18 protein-coding genes are annotated in these 18,831 nt (G+C 64.9%); 6 read left to right on the top strand and 12 right to left on the bottom strand.

The genetic code is table 11. The annotated features are described in order from the left end of the window. Nucleotides 1-91: 91 nt before the first annotated feature. Nucleotides 92-1,477: a magnesium transporter gene (gene mgtE / locus BMI86_RS03120; RefSeq protein WP_078539714.1), complete on the top strand. Its 1,386-nt coding sequence runs from the start codon at nt 92-94 to the stop codon at nt 1,475-1,477. Continuing rightward, nucleotides 1,474-2,010: a 5-formyltetrahydrofolate cyclo-ligase gene (locus BMI86_RS03115; protein WP_078539713.1), complete on the top strand. Its 537-nt coding sequence runs from the start codon at nt 1,474-1,476 to the stop codon at nt 2,008-2,010. Before mgtE ends, BMI86_RS03115 begins: the two co-directional genes overlap by 4 nt. Here BMI86_RS03115 and purU read toward each other — a convergent pair whose 3' ends face one another. From purU to BMI86_RS03095, 4 genes are all read right to left on the bottom strand, one after another. Continuing rightward, nucleotides 2,011-2,907, bottom strand: coding sequence for a formyltetrahydrofolate deformylase (purU, locus tag BMI86_RS03110; protein WP_078539712.1), 897 nt, complete (start codon nt 2,905-2,907; stop codon nt 2,011-2,013). 144 nt (nt 2,908-3,051) lie between these two features. Continuing rightward, on the bottom strand, nt 3,052-4,002 hold the full coding sequence (locus BMI86_RS03105; RefSeq protein ID WP_078539711.1) for a cation diffusion facilitator family transporter: 951 nt from the start codon (nt 4,000-4,002) through the stop codon (nt 3,052-3,054). A gap of 115 nt (nt 4,003-4,117) precedes the next feature. Continuing rightward, complete coding sequence (locus BMI86_RS03100) at nt 4,118-4,879, bottom strand: VCBS repeat-containing protein (protein ID WP_078539710.1); 762 nt, start codon at nt 4,877-4,879, stop codon at nt 4,118-4,120. After that, nucleotides 4,879-5,202 (bottom strand): 2Fe-2S iron-sulfur cluster-binding protein, encoded by a 324-nt coding sequence (locus tag BMI86_RS03095; RefSeq protein WP_075776110.1) that lies wholly within the window; start codon nt 5,200-5,202, stop codon nt 4,879-4,881. The genes BMI86_RS03100 and BMI86_RS03095 overlap by 1 nt, the downstream gene beginning before the upstream one ends. 166 nt (nt 5,203-5,368) lie before the next feature. Between BMI86_RS03095 and BMI86_RS03090 the strand changes: the two genes are divergently transcribed. Then, complete coding sequence (locus BMI86_RS03090; RefSeq protein ID WP_078539709.1) at nt 5,369-5,932, top strand: peptidoglycan-binding domain-containing protein; 564 nt, start codon at nt 5,369-5,371, stop codon at nt 5,930-5,932. A gap of 110 nt (nt 5,933-6,042) precedes the next feature. Beyond that, nucleotides 6,043-7,281, top strand: coding sequence for an MFS transporter (locus BMI86_RS03085; protein WP_078539708.1), 1,239 nt, complete (start codon nt 6,043-6,045; stop codon nt 7,279-7,281). 48 nt (nt 7,282-7,329) lie between these two features. Here the strand turns inward: BMI86_RS03085 and BMI86_RS03080 are convergent, their stop codons facing one another. The 7 genes from BMI86_RS03080 to BMI86_RS03055 all read right to left on the bottom strand — a co-directional run bounded on the left by BMI86_RS03080 (nt 7,330) and on the right by BMI86_RS03055 (nt 14,720). After that, nucleotides 7,330-8,802: a DegQ family serine endoprotease gene (locus BMI86_RS03080; RefSeq protein ID WP_078539707.1), complete on the bottom strand. Its 1,473-nt coding sequence runs from the start codon at nt 8,800-8,802 to the stop codon at nt 7,330-7,332. Nucleotides 8,803-8,977: 175 nt separating this feature from the next. Further along, nucleotides 8,978-9,169, bottom strand: coding sequence for a DUF2065 family protein (locus tag BMI86_RS20845; protein WP_143594669.1), 192 nt, complete (start codon nt 9,167-9,169; stop codon nt 8,978-8,980). Beyond that, nucleotides 9,169-10,101, bottom strand: a complete 933-nt coding sequence (locus BMI86_RS03075; RefSeq protein WP_083079136.1) for a protease modulator HflC — start codon at nt 10,099-10,101, stop codon at nt 9,169-9,171. Before BMI86_RS03075 ends, BMI86_RS20845 begins: the two co-directional genes overlap by 1 nt. Continuing rightward, nucleotides 10,101-11,282 (bottom strand): FtsH protease activity modulator HflK, encoded by a 1,182-nt coding sequence (gene hflK / locus BMI86_RS03070; RefSeq protein ID WP_078539706.1) that lies wholly within the window; start codon nt 11,280-11,282, stop codon nt 10,101-10,103. The genes BMI86_RS03075 and hflK overlap by 1 nt, the downstream gene beginning before the upstream one ends. A gap of 55 nt (nt 11,283-11,337) precedes the next feature. Beyond that, nucleotides 11,338-12,690 (bottom strand): glutathione-disulfide reductase, encoded by a 1,353-nt coding sequence (gene gor, locus BMI86_RS03065; RefSeq protein ID WP_078539705.1) that lies wholly within the window; start codon nt 12,688-12,690, stop codon nt 11,338-11,340. Between the two features lie 142 nt (nt 12,691-12,832). Next, complete coding sequence (rpiA, locus tag BMI86_RS03060) at nt 12,833-13,618, bottom strand: ribose-5-phosphate isomerase RpiA (RefSeq protein ID WP_078519635.1); 786 nt, start codon at nt 13,616-13,618, stop codon at nt 12,833-12,835. Nucleotides 13,619-13,703: 85 nt separating this feature from the next. Further along, nucleotides 13,704-14,720 carry a Hint domain-containing protein gene (locus tag BMI86_RS03055; protein ID WP_143594668.1) on the bottom strand — a complete coding sequence of 339 codons (1,017 nt, stop codon included), beginning with the start codon at nt 14,718-14,720 and terminating at the stop codon, nt 13,704-13,706. A 153-nt stretch (nt 14,721-14,873) separates the two neighbouring features. On the opposite strand from BMI86_RS03055, the gene BMI86_RS03050 reads away from it, so the two are divergent. Then, entirely contained in the window at nt 14,874-16,253 is a 1,380-nt protein-coding gene (locus BMI86_RS03050) for an L-serine ammonia-lyase (RefSeq protein ID WP_078539703.1), read from the top strand. Between the two features lie 506 nt (nt 16,254-16,759). After that, complete coding sequence (locus BMI86_RS03045; protein ID WP_078539702.1) at nt 16,760-18,139, top strand: DEAD/DEAH box helicase; 1,380 nt, start codon at nt 16,760-16,762, stop codon at nt 18,137-18,139. Between the two features lie 103 nt (nt 18,140-18,242). Here BMI86_RS03045 and BMI86_RS03040 read toward each other — a convergent pair whose 3' ends face one another. After that, nucleotides 18,243-18,740, bottom strand: a complete 498-nt coding sequence (locus tag BMI86_RS03040; RefSeq protein WP_078539701.1) for a hypothetical protein — start codon at nt 18,738-18,740, stop codon at nt 18,243-18,245. Nucleotides 18,741-18,831 lie beyond the last annotated feature (91 nt).

The raw sequence follows: 18,831 nt of genomic DNA, 5'->3' as shown, positions 1-18,831 counted from the left end.
CTGCCGTCGCGGCGCTTCTTTTTCGCCCTCGCCCCCCTGTCCATCTGCGAGAAAACAGCTATGTTTCACGCGCGATCGGAATGGGGGCGACATGGCCGAAGCACTTGCCGAAGAGACAGAGCGCGAGGAAGAGGATTATCGGCTGAGCGGAGAGCTGGTCGAGGAAATTCTCGATGCCGTCGAGCAGGAAGATGCAGATCGCCTGAGCGAACTGCTCGAGCCCTTGCACGCCGCCGATATCGCCGACCTTATCGAACAGGTCTCCGGCCATGAACGGCGCGAAATCCTTCGCCTCTGGGGCCGCCAGATCGACGGCGAGATCCTGACCGAGATCGACGAGGGTATCCGCGAGGAGGTTCTCGCGAGCCTGCCGCCTGAAGTTCTGGCCGATGCGGTCCGCGAGCTCGATTCCGATGACGTCGTCGACCTGATCGAGGACCTCGAAGAGCCGCAGCAGGAAGCGATCCTCGGCGCGCTCGACGAGACCGACCGGGCCGCGGTCGAGAAATCGCTGGGCTATCCCGAATATTCCGCCGGTCGTTTGATGCAGCGCGAGGTTGTGACCGCGCCCGAGCATTGGACGGTGGGCGAGACGATCGACTTCCTGCGCAAAGCCAAATGGCTGCCCGACCAGTTCTATCACGTGACCCTCGTCGATCCGGGCCACCACCCGGTCGGCAATGTCACTCTGGGACGCATCCTGTCCGCCCCGCGCGCCTCGAAGCTGATCGAGATTTGTGAGGAAGAGTTCCGCAAGATCTCGGCCTATCAGGACGAGGGCGACGTGGCCTATGCGTTCAACCAGTATCACCTGATCTCGGCCCCGGTCGTGGATGAAGACGACCGCTTGGTCGGCGTCATCACCATCGACGACGCGATGTCGGTGCTCGACGAGGAACACGAGGAAGACATCCTTCGCCTCGCCGGTGTGGGCGACGAATCCGCAATCTCGGATACCGTTCTGGAAACCGTGCGTCAGCGCCTGCCGTGGCTCTTCGTGAACCTGCTGACGGCGATCCTCGCCTCGGCGGTTATCTCGATCTTCGAGGGTACGATCCAGCAACTTGTGGCGCTGGCTGTGCTGATGCCGATCGTGGCCTCGATGGGCGGCAATGCGGGCACGCAGACCCTGACCGTGGCGGTGCGCGCACTCGCCACGCGCGACCTGACCGACAGCAACGTCTGGCGGGTCGTGCGACGGGAAGCCATCGTGGGGCTGCTGAACGGTCTCGCCTTCGCAGTCGTGATGGGCGCGGTGGCCGCCTTCTGGTTCTCGGGCGCACAGCTTGGCATCGTGATCGGGCTGGCGATGGTGATCAACCTCGTGGTGGCTGCCTTGTCGGGCATCCTGATCCCGCTGGCGCTTGAGAAGCTCGGCGCGGACCCGGCCTTGGCCTCGGGCACCTTCGTCACGACGATGACCGATGTGGTGGGCTTCTTCGCCTTCCTCGGGCTGGCTTCTGTGGTTCTGCTATGAGCAAGGATCTCGCGCGCAAGGACGCTTTCGCGGCGCGCAAGGCCGCCCATGCTGCCGATGACGGCGCTGCGACCCGTGCGCTGACGGCGGCGCTAGAGCCTTTCGCGGGCAAGGTGCTGGCGGGCTATTGGCCGATCCGCACCGAGCCCGATCCGCGCCCGGCGATGGTGGCCCATGGCGGGCCGCTCTGTCTGCCGGTGGTGGTCGCGGAAGCGCTGCCTTTGGTCTTTCACCGCTGGACGCCCGAGACCGAGATGATCGCGGGCGCTTTCGGGGCGCATATCCCGGCGGAGGGCGAAGAGGTCACGCCCGAGGTGCTGATCGTTCCGCTGCTGGCTTTCGACGCGAAGGGCTATCGGCTGGGCTATGGCGGCGGCTTTTACGACCGCACGCTGGAGGGGCTGCGCGCCCGCGGCCCCGTCACGGCGATCGGCTTTGCCTTTGCGGCGCAGGAAGTGCCGGAAGTGCCCACCGAGCCGACCGATCAGCCGCTCGACATGATCGTGACCGAGGCGGGCATCCTACACCTTTGATCAGCCCATCCGCTCGGAGGCGTAGGCGCCGGGCGAGGCCGGGAAGACGACCGTCTTGTTGTCGTTCAGGAACACCCGGTGCTGCACATGGGCGTGGATCGCGCGCGACAGCACCTGCGCCTCGACATCGCGGCCCAGCGAGACGTAATCCGACGGGCTCTGCGCATGGGTGATGCGCACGGTGTCCTGCTCGATGATCGGACCTTCGTCGAGATCGGCGGTCACGTAATGCGAGGTCGCCCCGATCAGCTTCACACCACGCTCGTAAGCCTGCTTGTAGGGGTTCGCACCCTTGAAGCTCGGCAGGAAGGAGTGGTGGATGTTGATGATCCGGCCCGACATCTTCTGGCACAGCGCGTCCGACAGGATCTGCATGTAGCGCGCCAGCACGATCAGCTCCGCGCCGGACTCGTCGACCACGTCGAGCAGACGCTGTTCGGCCTCGGGCTTGTTCTCCTTCGTCACCTTGATGTGGTGGAAGGGCAGGTCATGGTTCACGACGACCTTCTGATAGGTCATGTGGTTCGACACCACGCCCACGATCTCGATCGGCAGCGCACCGATGCGCCAGCGGTAGAGAAGATCGTTCAGGCAGTGGCCGAAATTCGACACCATCACCAGAACCTTCATCTTCTCGCGCGAGCTGCGCACCGTCCAGTCCATCTCGAAATCGGTGGCGACCGGCTCGAAAGCGGCGCGGATCGCCTCGGCATCCTTGCCCTTCTCGGAGACGAAGCTGACGCGCATGAAGAACTGGCCCGTCTTCGGGTCGTCATATTGATGCGAGTCGGTGATGTTGCAGCCCTGATCGGCCAACACGTTCGCGATCCCCGCGACGATCCCCCGCGTCGAGGGGCAGGCAACGGTGAGAACGTAAGCGTCGGCAGTCTGGGTCATGTCGCATCCCTTTTGATCTTTCGCCCGGTTTCCTAGCGCGCCGGGGGTGGGGACACAATCACCCCGACTCCGGGGAGGAGCGCGGGAGAAAGCGACGGCGTTGCGGTGAAAAGCGGCATCGCGTCGGGGGCGCGGCGCGCGGCCTCAGGCCGCCGCGTTTTCGGGCTGCGTGCCGCGCAGGGATTCGATTTCGAGGAAAACGCTCGAAACCTCCGGGTGGGCCTCGTGGATTTTCTTCTGCACCGCCTCCACCGCGTGGAAGATCGCCTCGGGCGAGAGACCTGTGCGCATCTTCAGCTCGATATTCACCAGCACCTGATCGGGCGCGAAATGCATCGTTAGGAGGCGTTTGACCTCTGCGACCTCGTCGAACCCGGTCGCGATCTCGCGGATCGATTTGCGCACGTCGCGGTCTGCGGCCTCGCCCATGATCAGCGCGCGGGTCTCGTAGACGAGGATGATGGCGACGACGATCAGGATCGCCCCGATCACGATGGAGGCCGCGCCGTCGAAGAACGGGTTCTCGAACGTCACCGAGAGATAGACGCCAAGCGCCGCGGCGAGGATACCCAGAAGCGCCGCGCTGTCTTCGGCGACGACGACGAAGATCGACGGATCCTTGGAGCGGCGGAAGGCCTTGAAATAGCCTTCGCCCGGTTTGCGCTGCTTCAGAAGCTGACGGATCGCGATCACCCAGGACGTGCCTTCGGCGAGGAAAGCCACGAGCAGCACGCCGTAATTCCAGATCGGCTTTTCGATCGGCTCGGGGTTCTGGATATGGACGATGCCCTCATAGATCGAGAGCCCGCCGCCGATCGCAAACAGCAGCATCGCGACGACGAGCGACCAGAAATACAGCTCCTTGCCATAGCCGAACGGGTGTTTCTCGTCTGGTTCCTTCTTGCTGCGCTTGTGGCCCAGAAGCAGCAACCCCTCATTGCCGGTATCGACCACCGAGTGAAACGCCTCCGCCAGCATGGACGAACTGCCGGTGAAGGCCGCCGCCACGAATTTCGCGATGGCGATCAGGAGGTTCGCGGCGAGCGCGCCATAGACGGCAATCGGCTTTTCTTCGGAGGCTTGGGCTTCGGCCATGGCTGGGATCCTGCATCGGGGCGCGCGACGGGGAGGAACGACCGCGTGCCGGTGTCGTGATGCAGGAGTAACAAGGGCGAGGGTAGGGCGGTTCCCGAGGCCGGTGCGGCAGGGTTTAGCTGTTGCAGTTCAGCGCTTTCGCGAAGCCCGCAGGCGAGGTGTCGCGGCCAAGGCGCGTCCAGTTCACGGCGTTTGCGGACGTGACCGAGAGGGCAAGCAGTTCCGACCAGTCGAAACTGGCGACGATCATCTCGGGACCAGAGCCGCAATCGCGCACCCCGCCCAGGATCGTGTCAGAGCCGAAACGGTGATTGGTGAACTTGCCTCCCGCGAAGGTCGGGTGCAAAGCGCCGTTGCGATACTCGAAGAGGCGCAGCACGCCCAACCGATGCGGCGCGTCGATCAGCGCGATGTCGCGATGCCCGTTGCCATCGAAATCCGCGACGCCGATGGGCGCGAGCCAGTGGTTCGGCTCACCCACGAAATCGGTCGCGGCGAGGAATTCCGGCTTTCCCGATTTCACCGTGAGCACCAGAAGCCGCGAGCCGAACTTCAGATGCGATTGCACCACGATCACCTCGGCGATGCCATCGCCGTCGAGATCGCTCAGGCGCGGGCTCGTGTCCTCATAGACCATGTCAGGGTCGAGGCGCAGGTCATAGGTCAGGGTGCTGTGGCCCGAGAATAGCCCCTTGGGGCTGCCCGCCTTGCGGGTCACGTCGATCTGGAGATTTGCGAATTCATGATCGGGGCCGAGCGCGCCGTGACCATAGCGGTCCGTCGGCTCGGTGAACCGCGCGGCGACCGACATCTCGGCCCGCGCGGGCAGGGCGGCAGCGGTGACCAGCGCGAAAGCGAGGGCCAACGCGCGGCGCATCAGATCTGCTTTTCGGGAAGGTTGACGATCAAGCCGTCGAGCTCGTCCGTGACCTTGATCTGGCAGGTCAGGCGCGAGGTGACGGGATCGGGCTCGTACGCGAAATCGAGCATGTCCTCTTCCATCGGATCGCGCGGAGGCAGTTTCTCGATCCAGTCCTTGTCGACATAGACATGGCAGGTCGAACAGGCGCAGGCACCGCCGCAATCGGCGTCGATGCCGGGCACGCCATTGTCGCGCGCACCTTCCATCACGGTCATGCCGGGCTTCACGTCGATCTCGTGACGGGTGCCGTTGAATTCGACATAGGTGATTTTCGCCATAGCTCGGGGCCTCTTGTTCGTAATCAAAACGCGCTTGCCGGCGGGGCCGGTCGCAAGTGATCTAAGCTGCTTTCGGCGATTTGGCCAGAGGTGGGCTGTCACGGGCAAGGGATTGCCGCAGCGTAGATATCGGCTAGTGTGCCGGCCAAGGCAGGCGGAGACGAGAATGCGGCAGATCGCTGAAAACTTCGGCACGGCGCGGGCGGTGCTGGTGGCGCTGGGTGTGACGATGGGGCTGGCGGGCTGTCAGCCCTCAGCGCAGGGTTCGGACGCCGCGCCAAAAGATCCGCCCGCCAAGACGCTCGCCCATGTGCTGCAAAGCCGCCCGCCCGCCGACGACGCGCAGGGATGTTTCACCCAACTCAAAGGCCCGGCCAAGGTCGAGACCGTGACCGGGCAGGTGCAGGTCCTCCCCGAACAGCGCGATCCGAAGACCGGCAAGGTCACGCAGCCCGCGATCTATCGCGAATTGAGCGGTCAGAAGCTCGTCGACAGCGGCAAGCCGCGCTATTTCGAATCCGTCTGCTCGGAGGATCTGACGCCCGCTTTCGTTGCCATGACCCAGCGCGCGCTGGCGCTGCGCGGGCTTTATTCCGGCCCCGTCGACGGCAAGCTCGACCCGGCGACGGGCCGCGCGATCGCGGCCTATCAGGCACCGCGTGGCCTCGACAGCCCGACGCTTTCGGTGCGCGCCGCGCAGGAACTGGGCCTCTATATCTGGTCGAACTGAGGCCGTCCGCGCCCGCCATCGCATCGCCGCACACCCCTTTGCGCAGGCGGCGGGGTTGTGCCTTTGGGAGGAACGGTCTCTAACCGGGGGCCAAGGGATCAGGGGGCATCATGCAAAAGCTTTTCGGCAGCAACCTGCGCTTCATGCGCGACAATGCCCGCTGGCTCGGCGCGGGGTTTCTGCTGACGCTGTTCTCATCCTTCGGTCAGACCTTCTTCATCGGCCTGTCAGGCAATGACATCCGGGCGACGTTCGGCCTGTCGGGCGGCACCTTCGGCGCGCTCTACATGGTGGCGACGTTGGCCTCGGCCTCGACGTTGCCCTTCCTCGGGCGCACGCTCGACCTGATGCCCGGCTGGAAGGTCGTGCGTTTCACCATCCCACTGCTGGCGCTGGCCTGCATCGGGATCACGCTCGCGCCGAACCTGATCTTCCTGACGCTCGCGATCTACATGCTGCGGCTCTTCGGGCAGGGTATGATGACCGAGATCGCCTTCACCGAGATCGGCCGCTGGTTCGTCGCGAGCCGCGGCAAGGCGATGTCGCTGATCGTGCCGGGCCAACCCTTCGGCTCTGCGGTGCTGCCGGTTCTGGTCGTGCTGATCGCGCAGGTGAGCGGCAATTGGCATCTCGCGTGGTGGCTCTCGGCCGGGGTGCTGGTCTTGATCGCCTGGCCGCTCCTGATGCGGCTGATGCAGGTCGAGCGGGTGCCCAATGCGACCGAGGTGCAATCGAGCGCCTCGGGCACCGCGCGCGACTGGACCCGTACGGAGGTGATCCGCGATCCGGTCCTCTACATGCTGCTGACGGGACTGCTCGCGCCGCCCTTCATCGGCACGGTGATCTTCTTCCACCAAGGCTACCTGACCGAGCTGCGTGGCTACTCCCCGCTTGCCTTCGCGGCGGCCTTCCCGGTGATGTCGATCGCGACGGTGGGCTTCGGCTTCGTCTGCGGCGGGCTGATCGACCGGTTTGGGGCGCTGCGCCTGCTACCCTTCGTGCTGGCCCCGCTGACGCTTGCCTCGCTGACGGTCGCCTTGGTCACGCCGGTCTGGGGCGTCTATGCCTTCATGGCGCTGCTTGGCATGTCGAACGGGTTTTCGGGGACGCTGATGGGCGCGCTCTGGCCCGAGGTCTACGGGGTGAAGAACCTCGGGGGCATCCGCGCGATCATCGTGGCCTCGATGGTGCTCTCGACCGCCGTGGGGCCGGGGATCACGGGCGTGCTGATCGATATGGGAGTGGAGTTGCCGACGCAGATGCTGGGCATGGCGGTCTGGTGCGTGATCGCAGCCGGGAGCCTGACGATCGCCTCGCGCCGGGTGCGGGCGCGCGAAGCGGCACAATGAAAAAGGCGCCCCGCGGGGCGCCTTTTCTATCGTTTTGAACGGTGCGGATCACTCCACGGGGAGGGCCACGAAACGCGGCTCGCCAGCGCGGCGGATCAACAGCAGGATCGACTTGCGCCCCGCATCCTTCGCCGCCTGCACGCGCTCTTCGAAGTCATCGACCGCGGAGACCGGCTTCTGGCCGACCTCGGTGATCAGATCGCCGACGCGGAGACCCTTCTCATAGGCCGAGGAGGTCTCGTCGATCTGCTTGATGACAAGGCCGTTCGCCTCTTTCGTCAGGCCCATCTCGGTGCGCAGGTCATCCGTCAGCGGCGTCACGGTCAGGCCGAGCATGTCCTTCTCGACCTCCTGCGGGGCCTGCACGGCTTTCGGGGGCTGTTCGCCCTCAGCGGCTTCGCGGCGGCCCAGCGTCACCAGAAGCGTCTTGGCCTCGCCATCGCGCATCACGGTCACGCGGACCTTCTCGCCCACCGGCGCATCGGCCACGCGACGCACCAGATCGCGGGTGCTCTTGACCTCGCCGCCATCGAAGGAGGTGATCACGTCGCCCGCCTCGATCCCGGCTTCCTTGGCGGGGCCATCGGGCACCTCAGATACAAGCGCGCCTTCGGGGGCCTCGAGCCCCATCGCTTCGGCCATGTCGGCGGTGACGTCCTGGATTTTCACACCCAGCCAGCCGCGCCGCGTCTCGCCGTATTCCTTGAGCTGATCGACCACTTTCGCGACCACGTTCGAGGCCATCGAGAAGCCGATCCCGATCGAGCCGCCATTGGGCGACAGGATCGCGGTGTTCACGCCGACGACCTCGCCTTCCATGTCGAAGAGCGGACCGCCCGAGTTGCCGCGGTTGATCGCGGCATCGGTCTGCAGGTAGTCGTCATAGCTGCCGGACAGCTCGCGGTTGCGCGCCGAGATGATCCCGGCCGAGGCGGAGAAGCCCTGACCCAGCGGGTTGCCCATCGCCATCACCCAGTCGCCGACGCGCACGGCGTCGCTGTCGCCGAAGGCGACGAAGGGCAGGGGGGAATCGCTCTCGACCTTCAGAAGGGCGATATCGGTTTTCGGATCGGTGCCCACCAGTTTCGCGTCGAGCCGCTTGCCCGAGAAGAATTCGATCTCGATCTCGTCGGCATCTTCGATGACGTGGTTATTGGTGACGATATAGCCGTCTTCCGAGATCACGAAGCCGGAGCCGAGCGCGTTCGAGCGACGCGGCGCACCCCGCCCGTTCGGACCATTGGGGGCGTTCGGGTTCGGCAGGCCGAAATCGCGGAACAGATCCTCGAAGGGCGAGCCGGGCGGGAAGTTCGGCATGTCGCCGGTCGGCGCGGCCACCGTGGTCGAGGTGGTGATGTTCACCACCGAATTGGACACCTGATCGACGAGTTCGGCAAAGCTTTCCGGGGCGGCGCGGGCATAGGCGGGCCCGGCCAGAGGGGCGCAGGCGAGCGCCACGGCAAGCGTGGCGGCGCTCAATCCGGCGCGCAGCATGGATCCGGGTCCGGTGAGGATTGTCATATGGCTCTCCCTTGCTTCGCCGGTGCGGAAGACCGGCGCGATGCTCTCTTTGATTTGAAATGTAGGAGCAGGGAGGGGCGAAGGGAAGTTATTCGCCAAAATTCAAGACAGGAAATTGCGTCGCAGGGGGCTGAAGGCGCGCTCTCTTGCGTTTGAGGCGCGGGCGCGGGGGCGATTATCCGAACTGCCGCAGCGCCCAGAGGATCGCCACGCCCGTCGCCAGAGCCGCAAGGCCAAGGGCGCAACGTTGGCCCGCCGACATGGCGCGCAGCATGTCCAGCGCCTCCTCGATACGCGAAGGGGCCAGCGCAAGCGCCAGCCCCTCGATCACAAGGACCAGTCCCAGACCGGTCAAAAGCATCGCCATCACTGGCCGACCTGGCTCGCAGATGCGCTGCCCCGGCCTGCACCGGTTTCCGGCCCCGGGTTCTCCCCGATCGAGCGCAGGAAGCGCCCGTAATCGAAGTAGAGGCTGTCGGGCTGCGTCACCAGCGACGAAGTCTGCGTCTTCATCGATTGCGCGTAGAATTGCAGCGCGCGCACGAAGGCGAAGAACTGGCGATCCTTGCCGTAGGCATCCGCATAGACCTTGTTGGCCTGCGCATCGGCTTCACCGCGCACGATCTCGGCCTGTTTCTTGGCCTCGGACGTGACCTCGACCGCGGTACGGTCGGCGGTTGCGCGGATGCGCTGTGCGGCCTCGGCGCCGCGGGCGCGCTCGTCGGCGGCCTCGCGTTCACGCTCTGCCCGCATCCGGCCATAGGTGGAGGCGAGGTTTTGCTCGGGCAGATCGGTGCGCGTCAGACGCACATCGATCACGTCCACGCCCAGCGACAGCGCCTCGCGCCGTGCCAGATCACGGATGCGGTTCATCAGCGGCGTCCGGTCATCCGACAGCACAGCCGTCGAAGGGACCGAGCCCAGAACTTCGCGGATCGCGTTGTTCAGGATGCCGTCGATGCGGCTCTTTGCGGTCGTCTCACCACCCGCGCCAACGGCTTCGCGGAATTTCACCGCGTCGACGATGCGCCAGCGCGCGAAGGCGTCGACCACGAGACGGCGGTCATCCTCGGGCGTGACTTCGAGCGGCTGCGTGGTCAGGCTCAGGATGCGGTCATCGTATTTCACGATGGTGTCCACGACGGGGATCTTGAACCCGAGACCGGGTTCGGTCTTCACCTGCTGCACCTCACCGAAGCGCAGCACGAGGGCCTTTTCACGCTCGTCCACCACGAAGACCGAATTCAGTCCGAGGAAGATGAGAACAACGAGAACGGCAATTGCGATAGGTCCGCGCATCAGTTGCTTCCTCCCGTGTTAGCGGTCGAGTTGGTGTTGGACGTCGAGCTGGAGTTCTTGCGCAGCTGATCCAGCGGCAGATAGGGCACGACGCCGCCATTGCCGTCCTTGGTGTCCACGACGACCTTGTCGACGTTCTGGAGCAGCTTGCCCATGGTCTCGTAGAACATCCGGCGCTTGGTCACTTCGGGCGCTTTTTCGTATTCCGTGAGGATCGAGTTGAAGCGCGCGGCGTCACCTTCGGCGGCGTTCACGATCTGCGCACGGTAGCCCTCGGCTTCTTCCTTGACCTGAGCGGCCTCACCGCGAGCACCTGCCGTCACCTTGTTGGCATAGGCGTCGGCTTCCTTCTCGAGACGGTCACGTTCCTGCTGGGCGGCTTGCACCTCGCGGAAGCTGTCGATCACCTCGCGCGGCGGGTCGGCGCGGTTGAAGTTCACACGGACGATGTTGATGCCCGCATCATAGCTGTCGAGCGTGTTCTGCACCGCCGAGCGCAGATCGCCCGCGATCTCGCCACGTGCGGTCGACAGGATCGGCGCGAGGTTCGAACGTGCGATGATGTCGCGCATCGCGGATTCCGACACTGCGCGGATCGTGTCCTGCGGATCGCCGAGGTTGAACAGGTATTTCGCCGGATCGCTGATGTTCCAGACCACCTGGAATTCGAGATCGACGATGTTCTGGTCACCCGTCAGCATCAGGCCGGTATCGTTCGTGCCTGCGCGGCCCGAGCCGATATCGACGGTCTGTTCGCGCGTCACCGGAACCTTGGAATAGGTGATGAAGGGCCACGGCGCGAGGTTCAGGCCGGGGCCTTTGGTCGCGTAGTAGCGCCCGAACATCAGCTCCACCGAGCGTTCTTCCGGGTTCACCTTGTAGAGCGAGGAGCCGAGCCAGATCGCAACCAGAGCCACAAGGCCGATGACGACAGCGGTCTTGGCCGGGAATGGGCTCTTGCCGCCGCCTCCGCCGCCATTGGGACGGTTGGGACGATTGCCGCCCCCCTTGCCGCCCATCAGCACCTTGAGCTGCTCGGAGCCCTTGCGCATGAATTCCTCAATTTCCGGGATCTGTCCGCCCTCGCCGGGACGTCGCTGACCGGGACGCTTGTCTTCGCGGTCGTCGTCGCGGTCATCGCCGCCACCGCCTCCGCCGCCCCAGGGGCCTCCGTTGCTCATATGCTCCTCACCTTTCCGTTATCTTGTCGGACAGTTGGGTATCTTTTCCGTGATTTCAATAATGTCTTACAGGGTTCCGCATGGTCACGAGCTCTTCGCCCATGGTCGGGTGGACCGCGCAAGTCGCGTCGAACTGTTCCTTGGTTGCCCCCATTTTGACGGCGATACCGACCATTTGGATCAATTCGCCCGCTTCGGGGGCCACGATATGGCAGCCCAGCACGCAGCGCGTCTCGCGGCAAACGATCAATTTCATCAGCACCCGCGCGTCGGAGCCCGCAAAGCTCGAGCGCATCGGCCGGAAGCTCGAGACGTAGACCTCGGCATTGCCGCGTTCCTCTGCCTCTTCCTCGGTGATGCCGACGGTGCCGAATTCGGGCTGGGTGAAGACGGCCGAGGCCACCAGCTCGTGATCCGAGGCGCGGGCATTGGCGCCGAAGACGGTGTCGGCGAAAGCGTGGCCCTCGCGGATCGCGACCGGGGTCAGGTTGATGCGGTCGGTGACATCGCCCACCGCGAAGATCGAGGGCACGTTGGTCTGCGACCATTCGTCGACCATGACCTCGCCGCGCTCGCCCAGCTCCACGCCCGCGGTCTCGAGGCCGAGCCCTTCGGTATTCGGCGTGCGGCCCGTCGCGTAGAGCACCGCGTCGAACTCGTCCTCGCGCCCGTCGCCGCAGGTCACTTTCAGGCAGTTCTCGGTCTTCTCGATCTCGGTGATCACGACATGGGTGTGAATGTCGATGCCGCTCGCCTGCATCTGATCCACGATCAGATCGCGCGCCTCGCCATCGAAGCCGCGCAGCAGCGGCGAGCGGTTGTATTGCGTGACCTGCACGCCCAATCCGTTGAGGATGCAGGCGAATTCGCAGGCGATATAGCCGCCGCCGACGATCAGGATGCGCTTGGGCAGGGTGTCGAGCTTGAAGATGTCGTTCGAGGTCATCACCAGTTCGCAGCCCGGGAATTCGGGCACGAAGGGCCGTCCGCCGACCGCGACGAGGATATGCTTGGTGGTGATCTTCGTGCCATCGGCCAGCGTGACCTCATGCGGGCCAGACACGGTGGCGCGCTGGTCGAAGACCTTCACGCCCGCGTTTTCCTGGCCTTTGCGATAGATCGCTTCGAGCCGGTCAAGCTCCGCATCGAGCTTGCCACGGAAGCCGGGCCAGTCGAACTGACCTGCATCCGCGCTCCAGCCATACGCGCGGGCTTCTTCGATGGCCGCCGGTGCGGTGGAGGCGAAGACCATCAATTTCTTCGGGACGCAGCCGCGGATCACGCAGGTGCCGCCCATCCGGTATTCCTCGGCCAATGCGACGCGCGCGCCATGGCCCGAGGCAATCCGGGCGGCGCGCACCCCGCCCGAGCCACCGCCGATGACGAAAAGGTCGTAGTCGAAGCTCATGGGGGCGCCTTCCTTCCTGATATTCCTTGCGTCTTGGCTTAGCGGTCCATGCGCTCAGGAGCAAGGCGGGGACGGAAAGACGCGCGCAAGGCGGGGATGCGTCACAGCGTTGCATCCCCGAGGCGCGCGTCCGGCGCCAAGATCAGTCCATATCGCGGAAGATATTCTCGTCCTCGGCGAACTCGATGGTCTCGTTGGCCACCGTGCCCTCATTGATGTCGCGGATCTCGACCTTGCCGTCGGTGCCGCCGATGATGACCTTGTCGCAGATGTCGATGAACAGGCCATTCTCGACCACGCCGGGAATCTGATTTAGCACCAGCGCCAGCTGACGCGGGTTGCCGATGCGGTTGAGATGCAGATCGACGATGTAATTGCCCTCATCGGTCACGAAGGGCTGCTGACCGTTCAGGCGCAGCGAGGTCTGGCGACCCATCACATCCATCGAGTCGAGCAGTTCCTCGATCAGCGCGCGGGTAACCTGCCAGCCAAAGGGGACGACCTCGACGGGCAGGGGGAAGGCGCCCAGATGGTTCACTTCCTTGGAGGCGTCGGTGATGACGACCATCTGATCGGACGCGGTGGCCACGATCTTTTCCTGCAGCAGCGCGCCGCCGCCGCCTTTCACGAGGTTCAGGTCAGGGTCGAATTCGTCTGCCCCGTCGATCGTGATATCGAGCCATTTCGCTTCGTCGAGCGCCACGACCTTGATGCCGACCTGACGGGCGAGATCGGCGGTGCGCGTCGAGGTGGGCACCCCGATCAGCTGCAGCCCTTCGTCGCGGATGCGCTCGCCAAGGCAGCGCACCATCCATGCGGCGGTCGAGCCGGTGCCGAGGCCCACACGCATCCCGTCCTCAACGAGGTCAACGGCACGGCGGGCGGCGGCGAATTTCGCCTTGTCGATCGGGGAAAGGTCGGCAGCCATTTGGCACTCCATTCATGGGCAGTCTGAGTTGCCGATGCTTATAGGCAATCACAGGCGCTCAGGCGAGGGCTTTGTCGGCCTGTCTTCAGCGCAGGAGGAATTGTCGCATCCCGCCTGCCTGCTTGGCGTGGCGTTGCGCCTGCCCCGGCGGCAGGATCGGGCGCGCGGGCTGGGTGAGAAGCGGGTTCTCCGCCATCAGCGCACGCAGCCGCGCGGCCTCTCGCGGGCCAACCCCGTGCAGCGCCATCGGGCCAGGCAGAAGGCTTTCCACTGCCGCCCCGTCTGCGAAGACGATCTCATGCGCCTCGAACAGCAGATGCAGCCATTCGATGCGCGGACGCGGCGCCCGTGCGATCCCCGGCAGATCGAGCAACCCCTTGGCCGGGATCAGAAGCTCCCGCCCGCCAAGGATTCCCGCGCGGCTGCGAACCAGCAGCCGGTGCTGGGCCGAGACCTCAAAAGCGCGGTCATTGCCAAGCACGCCTTTCGCAATGCGGATCGGCGCGTTCTCGTCGCGCCCCGTCATCCGCCAACGGCCCGTCCAGATCAATTCGCGATAGCCGTTATCGGCGGTTTGCACTCTCATGCCCGGGCGCAGGTCTTCGACTGCGACTGGGCCGAGTTTCGTCGCGATCCGGGTGCCGCGTGCGAAACAGACCGCGAGGTCGGTATAAGGAATGACCGGATCGTTGCTGTCGATTGCGACGATGTCGTAGGTTTGCCCCGCGAAAAGGCGCTGGGATGAGGCGATGCCGTGCACGTCGCCCTCGAATTCGAGCACGAAGATCGTGATGTTGTCGGCCGGATCGGCGGAGCCCGCCGGACGAATGACATAGCTGTATTCAATCTCGACATCGCCTGCCGCCCCCGCGCCCCAGGCGATGCCATCGAATGTCATCGGGGCGGTGAGTTCCTGCGAGCCGTCCGCATCCTCGAGATTGGCGTCGTCATCGGTCAGATCGATCATCTGTACAGCAGCGGAGGCATCGATCGTGAAGCTGGTCGCACCCACCGCATCGGCATTCGCCAACGCGTTCGACCCGAACGGGTCCGGGCCCGATACGATCAGGTCCGAAAATTGCCATGCACCGAAAATCGGCATCGTGCCCACCACAGCCTTTCGCCGCTCAGGCTGCGCGATAATCCTGAATATCGCGTCAACGATGTTGCTTTTGCGCGTGGCGGGGTCGTTTTGGGGCTGTTGATCCGGGGGCGAACACGGCAGTCTGGGCCCAAATCAGGGCAGGGAGGTCGCATGTTTCTGAGCGTCTTCGATATCTTCAAGATCGGCGTCGGGCCGTCCTCGTCGCACACGATGGGGCCGATGGTGGCCGGCGCGCGGTTTCTCGACGCGCTCCGGGCCTCGCCCTTCACCGCGCATGGGGTGCGGGTGCGCCTGCACGGCTCGCTTGCCTTCACCGGCAAGGGCCATGCGACGGACCGCGCCGCGATCCTCGGGCTCGCGGGCGTGGTGCCCGAGAGCTACGACAATGATCTGGCCGAGAAATTGCTGGCCGCGAATGCCCGCGACCACCTATTGAAGCCTGACGGATTGCCGCCCTTGGCCTTCGACCCCGAGGCCGATCTGATCTTCGATTACGACACGTCGCTGCCCGGCCATGCGAATGGCATGGTGATCGAGGCGCGCGACGCGCAGGGCGACGTGTTGATGCACGAGGTCTATTACTCGATCGGTGGCGGCTTCGTGCGCACCGAGGCCGAATTGGCCGCGGTCGACGATGCCGCCCGCGACGCGCCGAGCCCGGTGCCGTTCCCCTTCAAGACCGCCGAGGAGATGCTGGCGATGGCCCATGCCTCGGGGCAGAGCATCGCGCAGATGAAGCGGCGCAACGAGGCGCGTTTCCGCGGCCCGAAGGAGATCGACGAGGGTCTCTCGAAAATCTGGATCACGATGCGCGACTGTATGGAGCGCGGGTTGACCAGCGAGGGCGAGTTGCCCGGCGGCCTGCGGGTGAAGCGCCGCGCCAAGGCGATCCACGAGAGCCTGAAGGCGGATTGGGGCCAGAACCTCGCACCGCCGCATCAGATCAATGACTGGATCTCGGCCTATGCAATGGCGGTGAACGAGGAAAATGCGGCCGGTGGGCAGGTCGTCACCGCGCCCACGAACGGGGCAGCGGGCGTCATGCCTTCGGTGATCCGTTACTGGCTCGATCATGTGCCTTCCGCGTCTTCCGCGAAAATCCCCGATTTCCTGCTGACGGCGGCGGCCGTCGGCGGGCTGATCAAGACCAACGCCTCGATCTCGGGGGCGGAATGCGGCTGTCAGGCCGAGGTCGGATCGGCGGCGGCGATGGCAGCTGCCGGGCTGGCGGCTGTGCTGGGCGGCACGCCCGAGCAGATCGAGAACGCGGCCGAAATCGCGCTGGAGCATCACCTCGGGATGACCTGCGATCCGGTGAAGGGGCTGGTGCAGGTGCCCTGTATCGAGCGCAACGGTCTGGGCGCGATCAAGGCGGTGTCGGCGGCCTCGCTGGCGCTGCGCGGGGATGGCACGCATTTCGTGCCGCTGGACGCGGCGATCGAGACGATGCGGCAAACGGGGCGCGACATGCACGAGCATTACAAGGAGACGAGCCTCGGCGGGCTGGCGGTGAACGTGCCGAACTGCTGAGGGAGAGACGCCGCGCGAAGATGGGCCCCGCCCGGGGCGACCAGCCCCGGGCAGCGCCCATTCGTCGGGCTTACGCCGCGCCACTGGCGCGACGGTCCCACCTCGAGGGCGCTTTGACACTGTCATCGCGCGCACGGGCGTCGGTCGGATGTGGCTCGATAAAGCGCAAACCACTTATCGTGCTCTTGCGCCCACCCGAGGTCGGGCGCTGCCCTCGCGGCGCTATACGCACTCTCAAAAACCGCTCCCCCTTGACTTTTCGCGCCATCACGTGCATTTACCCCCAATCGCCGCGCTGCCGCGTGAGCAAGCCGCGCCCGAGAGAGGCGCATCGGCGATACCTCCCGAGTTCCCATTCACGCAGGGTTCTGACACGCAAGACCGGACCACGCGGGACTAGCCCGCCTGTCCCGAGGTCTGCGTCAACCTGCGCTCCGGACAATCCCGTCCGGGCTGATCGCCGTGCGCATCCCCGTGTCGGGAGCCTCGGCCATAAAGGATAGGCATTGTCCGATTTCTCTTCGCTGGGGCTCTCCCCGGCCATTCTCAAGTCGCTCGCACGCGCAAAGTTCACCCAGCCGACCCCGATTCAGGAAAAGGCGATCCCGCTGGTTCTTGCGGGTCATGACGTGCTGGGCCTCGCCCAGACCGGCACCGGCAAGACGCTGGCCTTCGGCCTGCCGCTCATCGACAAGCTGATGGCGCAGCCGGGCAAACCCTCGCCCAAGACCTGCAAGGCACTGATCCTCGCGCCGACCCGCGAGCTGGTGAACCAGATCGCCGACAACCTCGCGGGGCTCGTTCAGGGCACCAAGATGAACGTCGCGACCGTTGTCGGCGGCCAGTCGATCAACCGTCAGATCACCATGATGCATCGCGGCAACGACATTCTCGTCGCCACCCCGGGCCGACTGATCGACCTGATGGATCGCGGCGCGGTCGACCTGCGCTACACCCGCCATCTGGTGCTCGACGAGGCCGACCAGATGCTCGACCTCGGTTTCATCCACGCGCTGCGCAAGATCGCGTCGCGCCTTGGCACGCCGCGCCAGACCCTGCTGTTCTCGGCCACGATGCCGAAGCAGATGGAGGAAATCTCGCAGGCCTACCTCACCGATCCCAAGCGCGTGCAGGTCTCGCCCCCCGGCAAGGCCGCCGACAAGATCACCCAATCGGTGCACTTCCTCGACTCCAAGGCCGAGAAAGCCCGCAAGCTGCGCGATATCCTCTCGGCCGATATGGGTGCGCTGACGCTTGTCTTCGCCCGCACCAAGCATGGCGCGGAAAAGCTGATGAAGAGCCTGCGCGCCGATGGCTACAACGCGGAATCGATCCACGGCAACAAATCGCAGGGCCAGCGTGATCGCGCGATCAAGGGCTTCCGCGATGGCAAGGTCAACGTGCTGGTCGCGACCGACGTGGCCGCGCGTGGGATCGACATTCCGGGCGTGTCCTATGTCGTGAACTTCGACCTGCCGGACGTGCCGGACGCTTATGTCCACCGCATCGGGCGCACCGCGCGTGCCGGGCGCGAGGGCGAGGCGATTGCCTTCTGCTCGCCGGATGAGGCCGATAACTTCCTGCAGATCGAAAAGCTGATGAAGATCGAGATCCCGACCGCGAGCGGCGAACGCCCGTCTGCGGCCGTGCGCCCCTCGGCGCGTGCAGCTCGAGGCCGCGGTCGTGGCGGTCCGCGCTCTGGTGGCAACAAGGGTCGCGGCGGCAAGCCTCAGGGCAAACCGCAGGGGCAGGGTCAGCCGCAAGGTCAAGCTCAGGCCCAGGCGCGCTCGAAACCCCGCGCCGAAGCCAAGCCCAAGGTCGATGCCGGTGGCAACGCCTCGCCGAAGCGTCGTCGCCCGCGTCGGCGCAATGCAGGCGCTGCATGAAATTGACACCGGGCCGCATCGCAAGATGCGGCCCGTTTCAGTTTGGCCGTCCGGTCCATTTGAGACGCGTCCGAACGATCCAATCGAAACGCATCCACAGCCTTCATCTGCATCGCTTCAATGTCATGTCCAACGCGGCGGCGAAGCCTTTTGCAGAGAAGTCGAAGACGCCCACTTTCGGAATGGAGACGGTGAAATTCGCGTTCCCGCCTGCCGCCTCAACTTGTTTTAGCGCGTTGATCGCAAGCTTGTCGGTGCGTTGATCCAGCCAGGCATATTGCCCTGTCGAACGCAGGCGGAATTTTCTCTGCCCGATTGTGATGGTCATTCCGCCAGAGCGGGGCAGCCGTCGGTCGGCATAGACAGACAGCTCCGGTTGCCGGCCCGAGTGCTTCGTCACCGCGACATAGAGAAGCGAGCCATTCAGCAAAATCCGCCGATCATTCGCGGTCGCTGTCCAGCAGGTCTTCATGGTGCCGCTTCTCTCTTCGAAGACGCTCCACTTCCCGACATTGCCGATGCTATCGGCGGCATAGGTTGGCGAGAGCGCACCGAGGGAGATCAGGGCGGCGCAGATAGTTACTCTGAGAAGTCGGCTCATGCGCGTTCCTCCGACCAACGCAATTTCCCTCGCCCACTGGGGGCGAGGTGAAAATAGAATAATTTTCGTCAGTTGGACTGAATTATGCGTC

The sequence above is a fragment of the Thioclava sp. DLFJ5-1 genome (assembly GCF_002020115.1).
Lineage (GTDB): Bacteria > Pseudomonadota > Alphaproteobacteria > Rhodobacterales > Rhodobacteraceae > Thioclava > Thioclava sediminum.
Note: the sequence above shows the minus strand (reverse complement) of the source record. Positions and strands in the feature narration are given on the sequence as shown.

Coding starts and splice junctions, on each gene's coding strand:
- BMI86_RS03080 (WP_078539707.1), bottom strand. CDS start 8,802: ATGACAATCCTCACCGGACCCGGATCCATGCTGCGCGCCGGATTGAGC.
- purU (WP_078539712.1), bottom strand. CDS start 2,907: ATGACCCAGACTGCCGACGCTTACGTTCTCACCGTTGCCTGCCCCTCG.
- BMI86_RS03115 (WP_078539713.1), top strand. CDS start 1,474: ATGAGCAAGGATCTCGCGCGCAAGGACGCTTTCGCGGCGCGCAAGGCC.
- BMI86_RS03095 (WP_075776110.1), bottom strand. CDS start 5,202: ATGGCGAAAATCACCTATGTCGAATTCAACGGCACCCGTCACGAGATC.
- rpiA (WP_078519635.1), bottom strand. CDS start 13,618: ATGGCTGCCGACCTTTCCCCGATCGACAAGGCGAAATTCGCCGCCGCC.
- BMI86_RS03040 (WP_078539701.1), bottom strand. CDS start 18,740: ATGAGCCGACTTCTCAGAGTAACTATCTGCGCCGCCCTGATCTCCCTC.
- BMI86_RS03090 (WP_078539709.1), top strand. CDS start 5,369: ATGCGGCAGATCGCTGAAAACTTCGGCACGGCGCGGGCGGTGCTGGTG.
- BMI86_RS03100 (WP_078539710.1), bottom strand. CDS start 4,879: ATGCGCCGCGCGTTGGCCCTCGCTTTCGCGCTGGTCACCGCTGCCGCC.
- mgtE (WP_078539714.1), top strand. CDS start 92: ATGGCCGAAGCACTTGCCGAAGAGACAGAGCGCGAGGAAGAGGATTAT.
- hflK (WP_078539706.1), bottom strand. CDS start 11,282: ATGAGCAACGGAGGCCCCTGGGGCGGCGGAGGCGGTGGCGGCGATGAC.
- BMI86_RS03055 (WP_143594668.1), bottom strand. CDS start 14,720: ATGCCGATTTTCGGTGCATGGCAATTTTCGGACCTGATCGTATCGGGC.
- BMI86_RS03085 (WP_078539708.1), top strand. CDS start 6,043: ATGCAAAAGCTTTTCGGCAGCAACCTGCGCTTCATGCGCGACAATGCC.
- BMI86_RS03075 (WP_083079136.1), bottom strand. CDS start 10,101: ATGCGCGGACCTATCGCAATTGCCGTTCTCGTTGTTCTCATCTTCCTC.
- BMI86_RS03105 (WP_078539711.1), bottom strand. CDS start 4,002: ATGGCCGAAGCCCAAGCCTCCGAAGAAAAGCCGATTGCCGTCTATGGC.
- BMI86_RS03050 (WP_078539703.1), top strand. CDS start 14,874: ATGTTTCTGAGCGTCTTCGATATCTTCAAGATCGGCGTCGGGCCGTCC.
- gor (WP_078539705.1), bottom strand. CDS start 12,690: ATGAGCTTCGACTACGACCTTTTCGTCATCGGCGGTGGCTCGGGCGGG.
- BMI86_RS20845 (WP_143594669.1), bottom strand. CDS start 9,169: ATGGCGATGCTTTTGACCGGTCTGGGACTGGTCCTTGTGATCGAGGGG.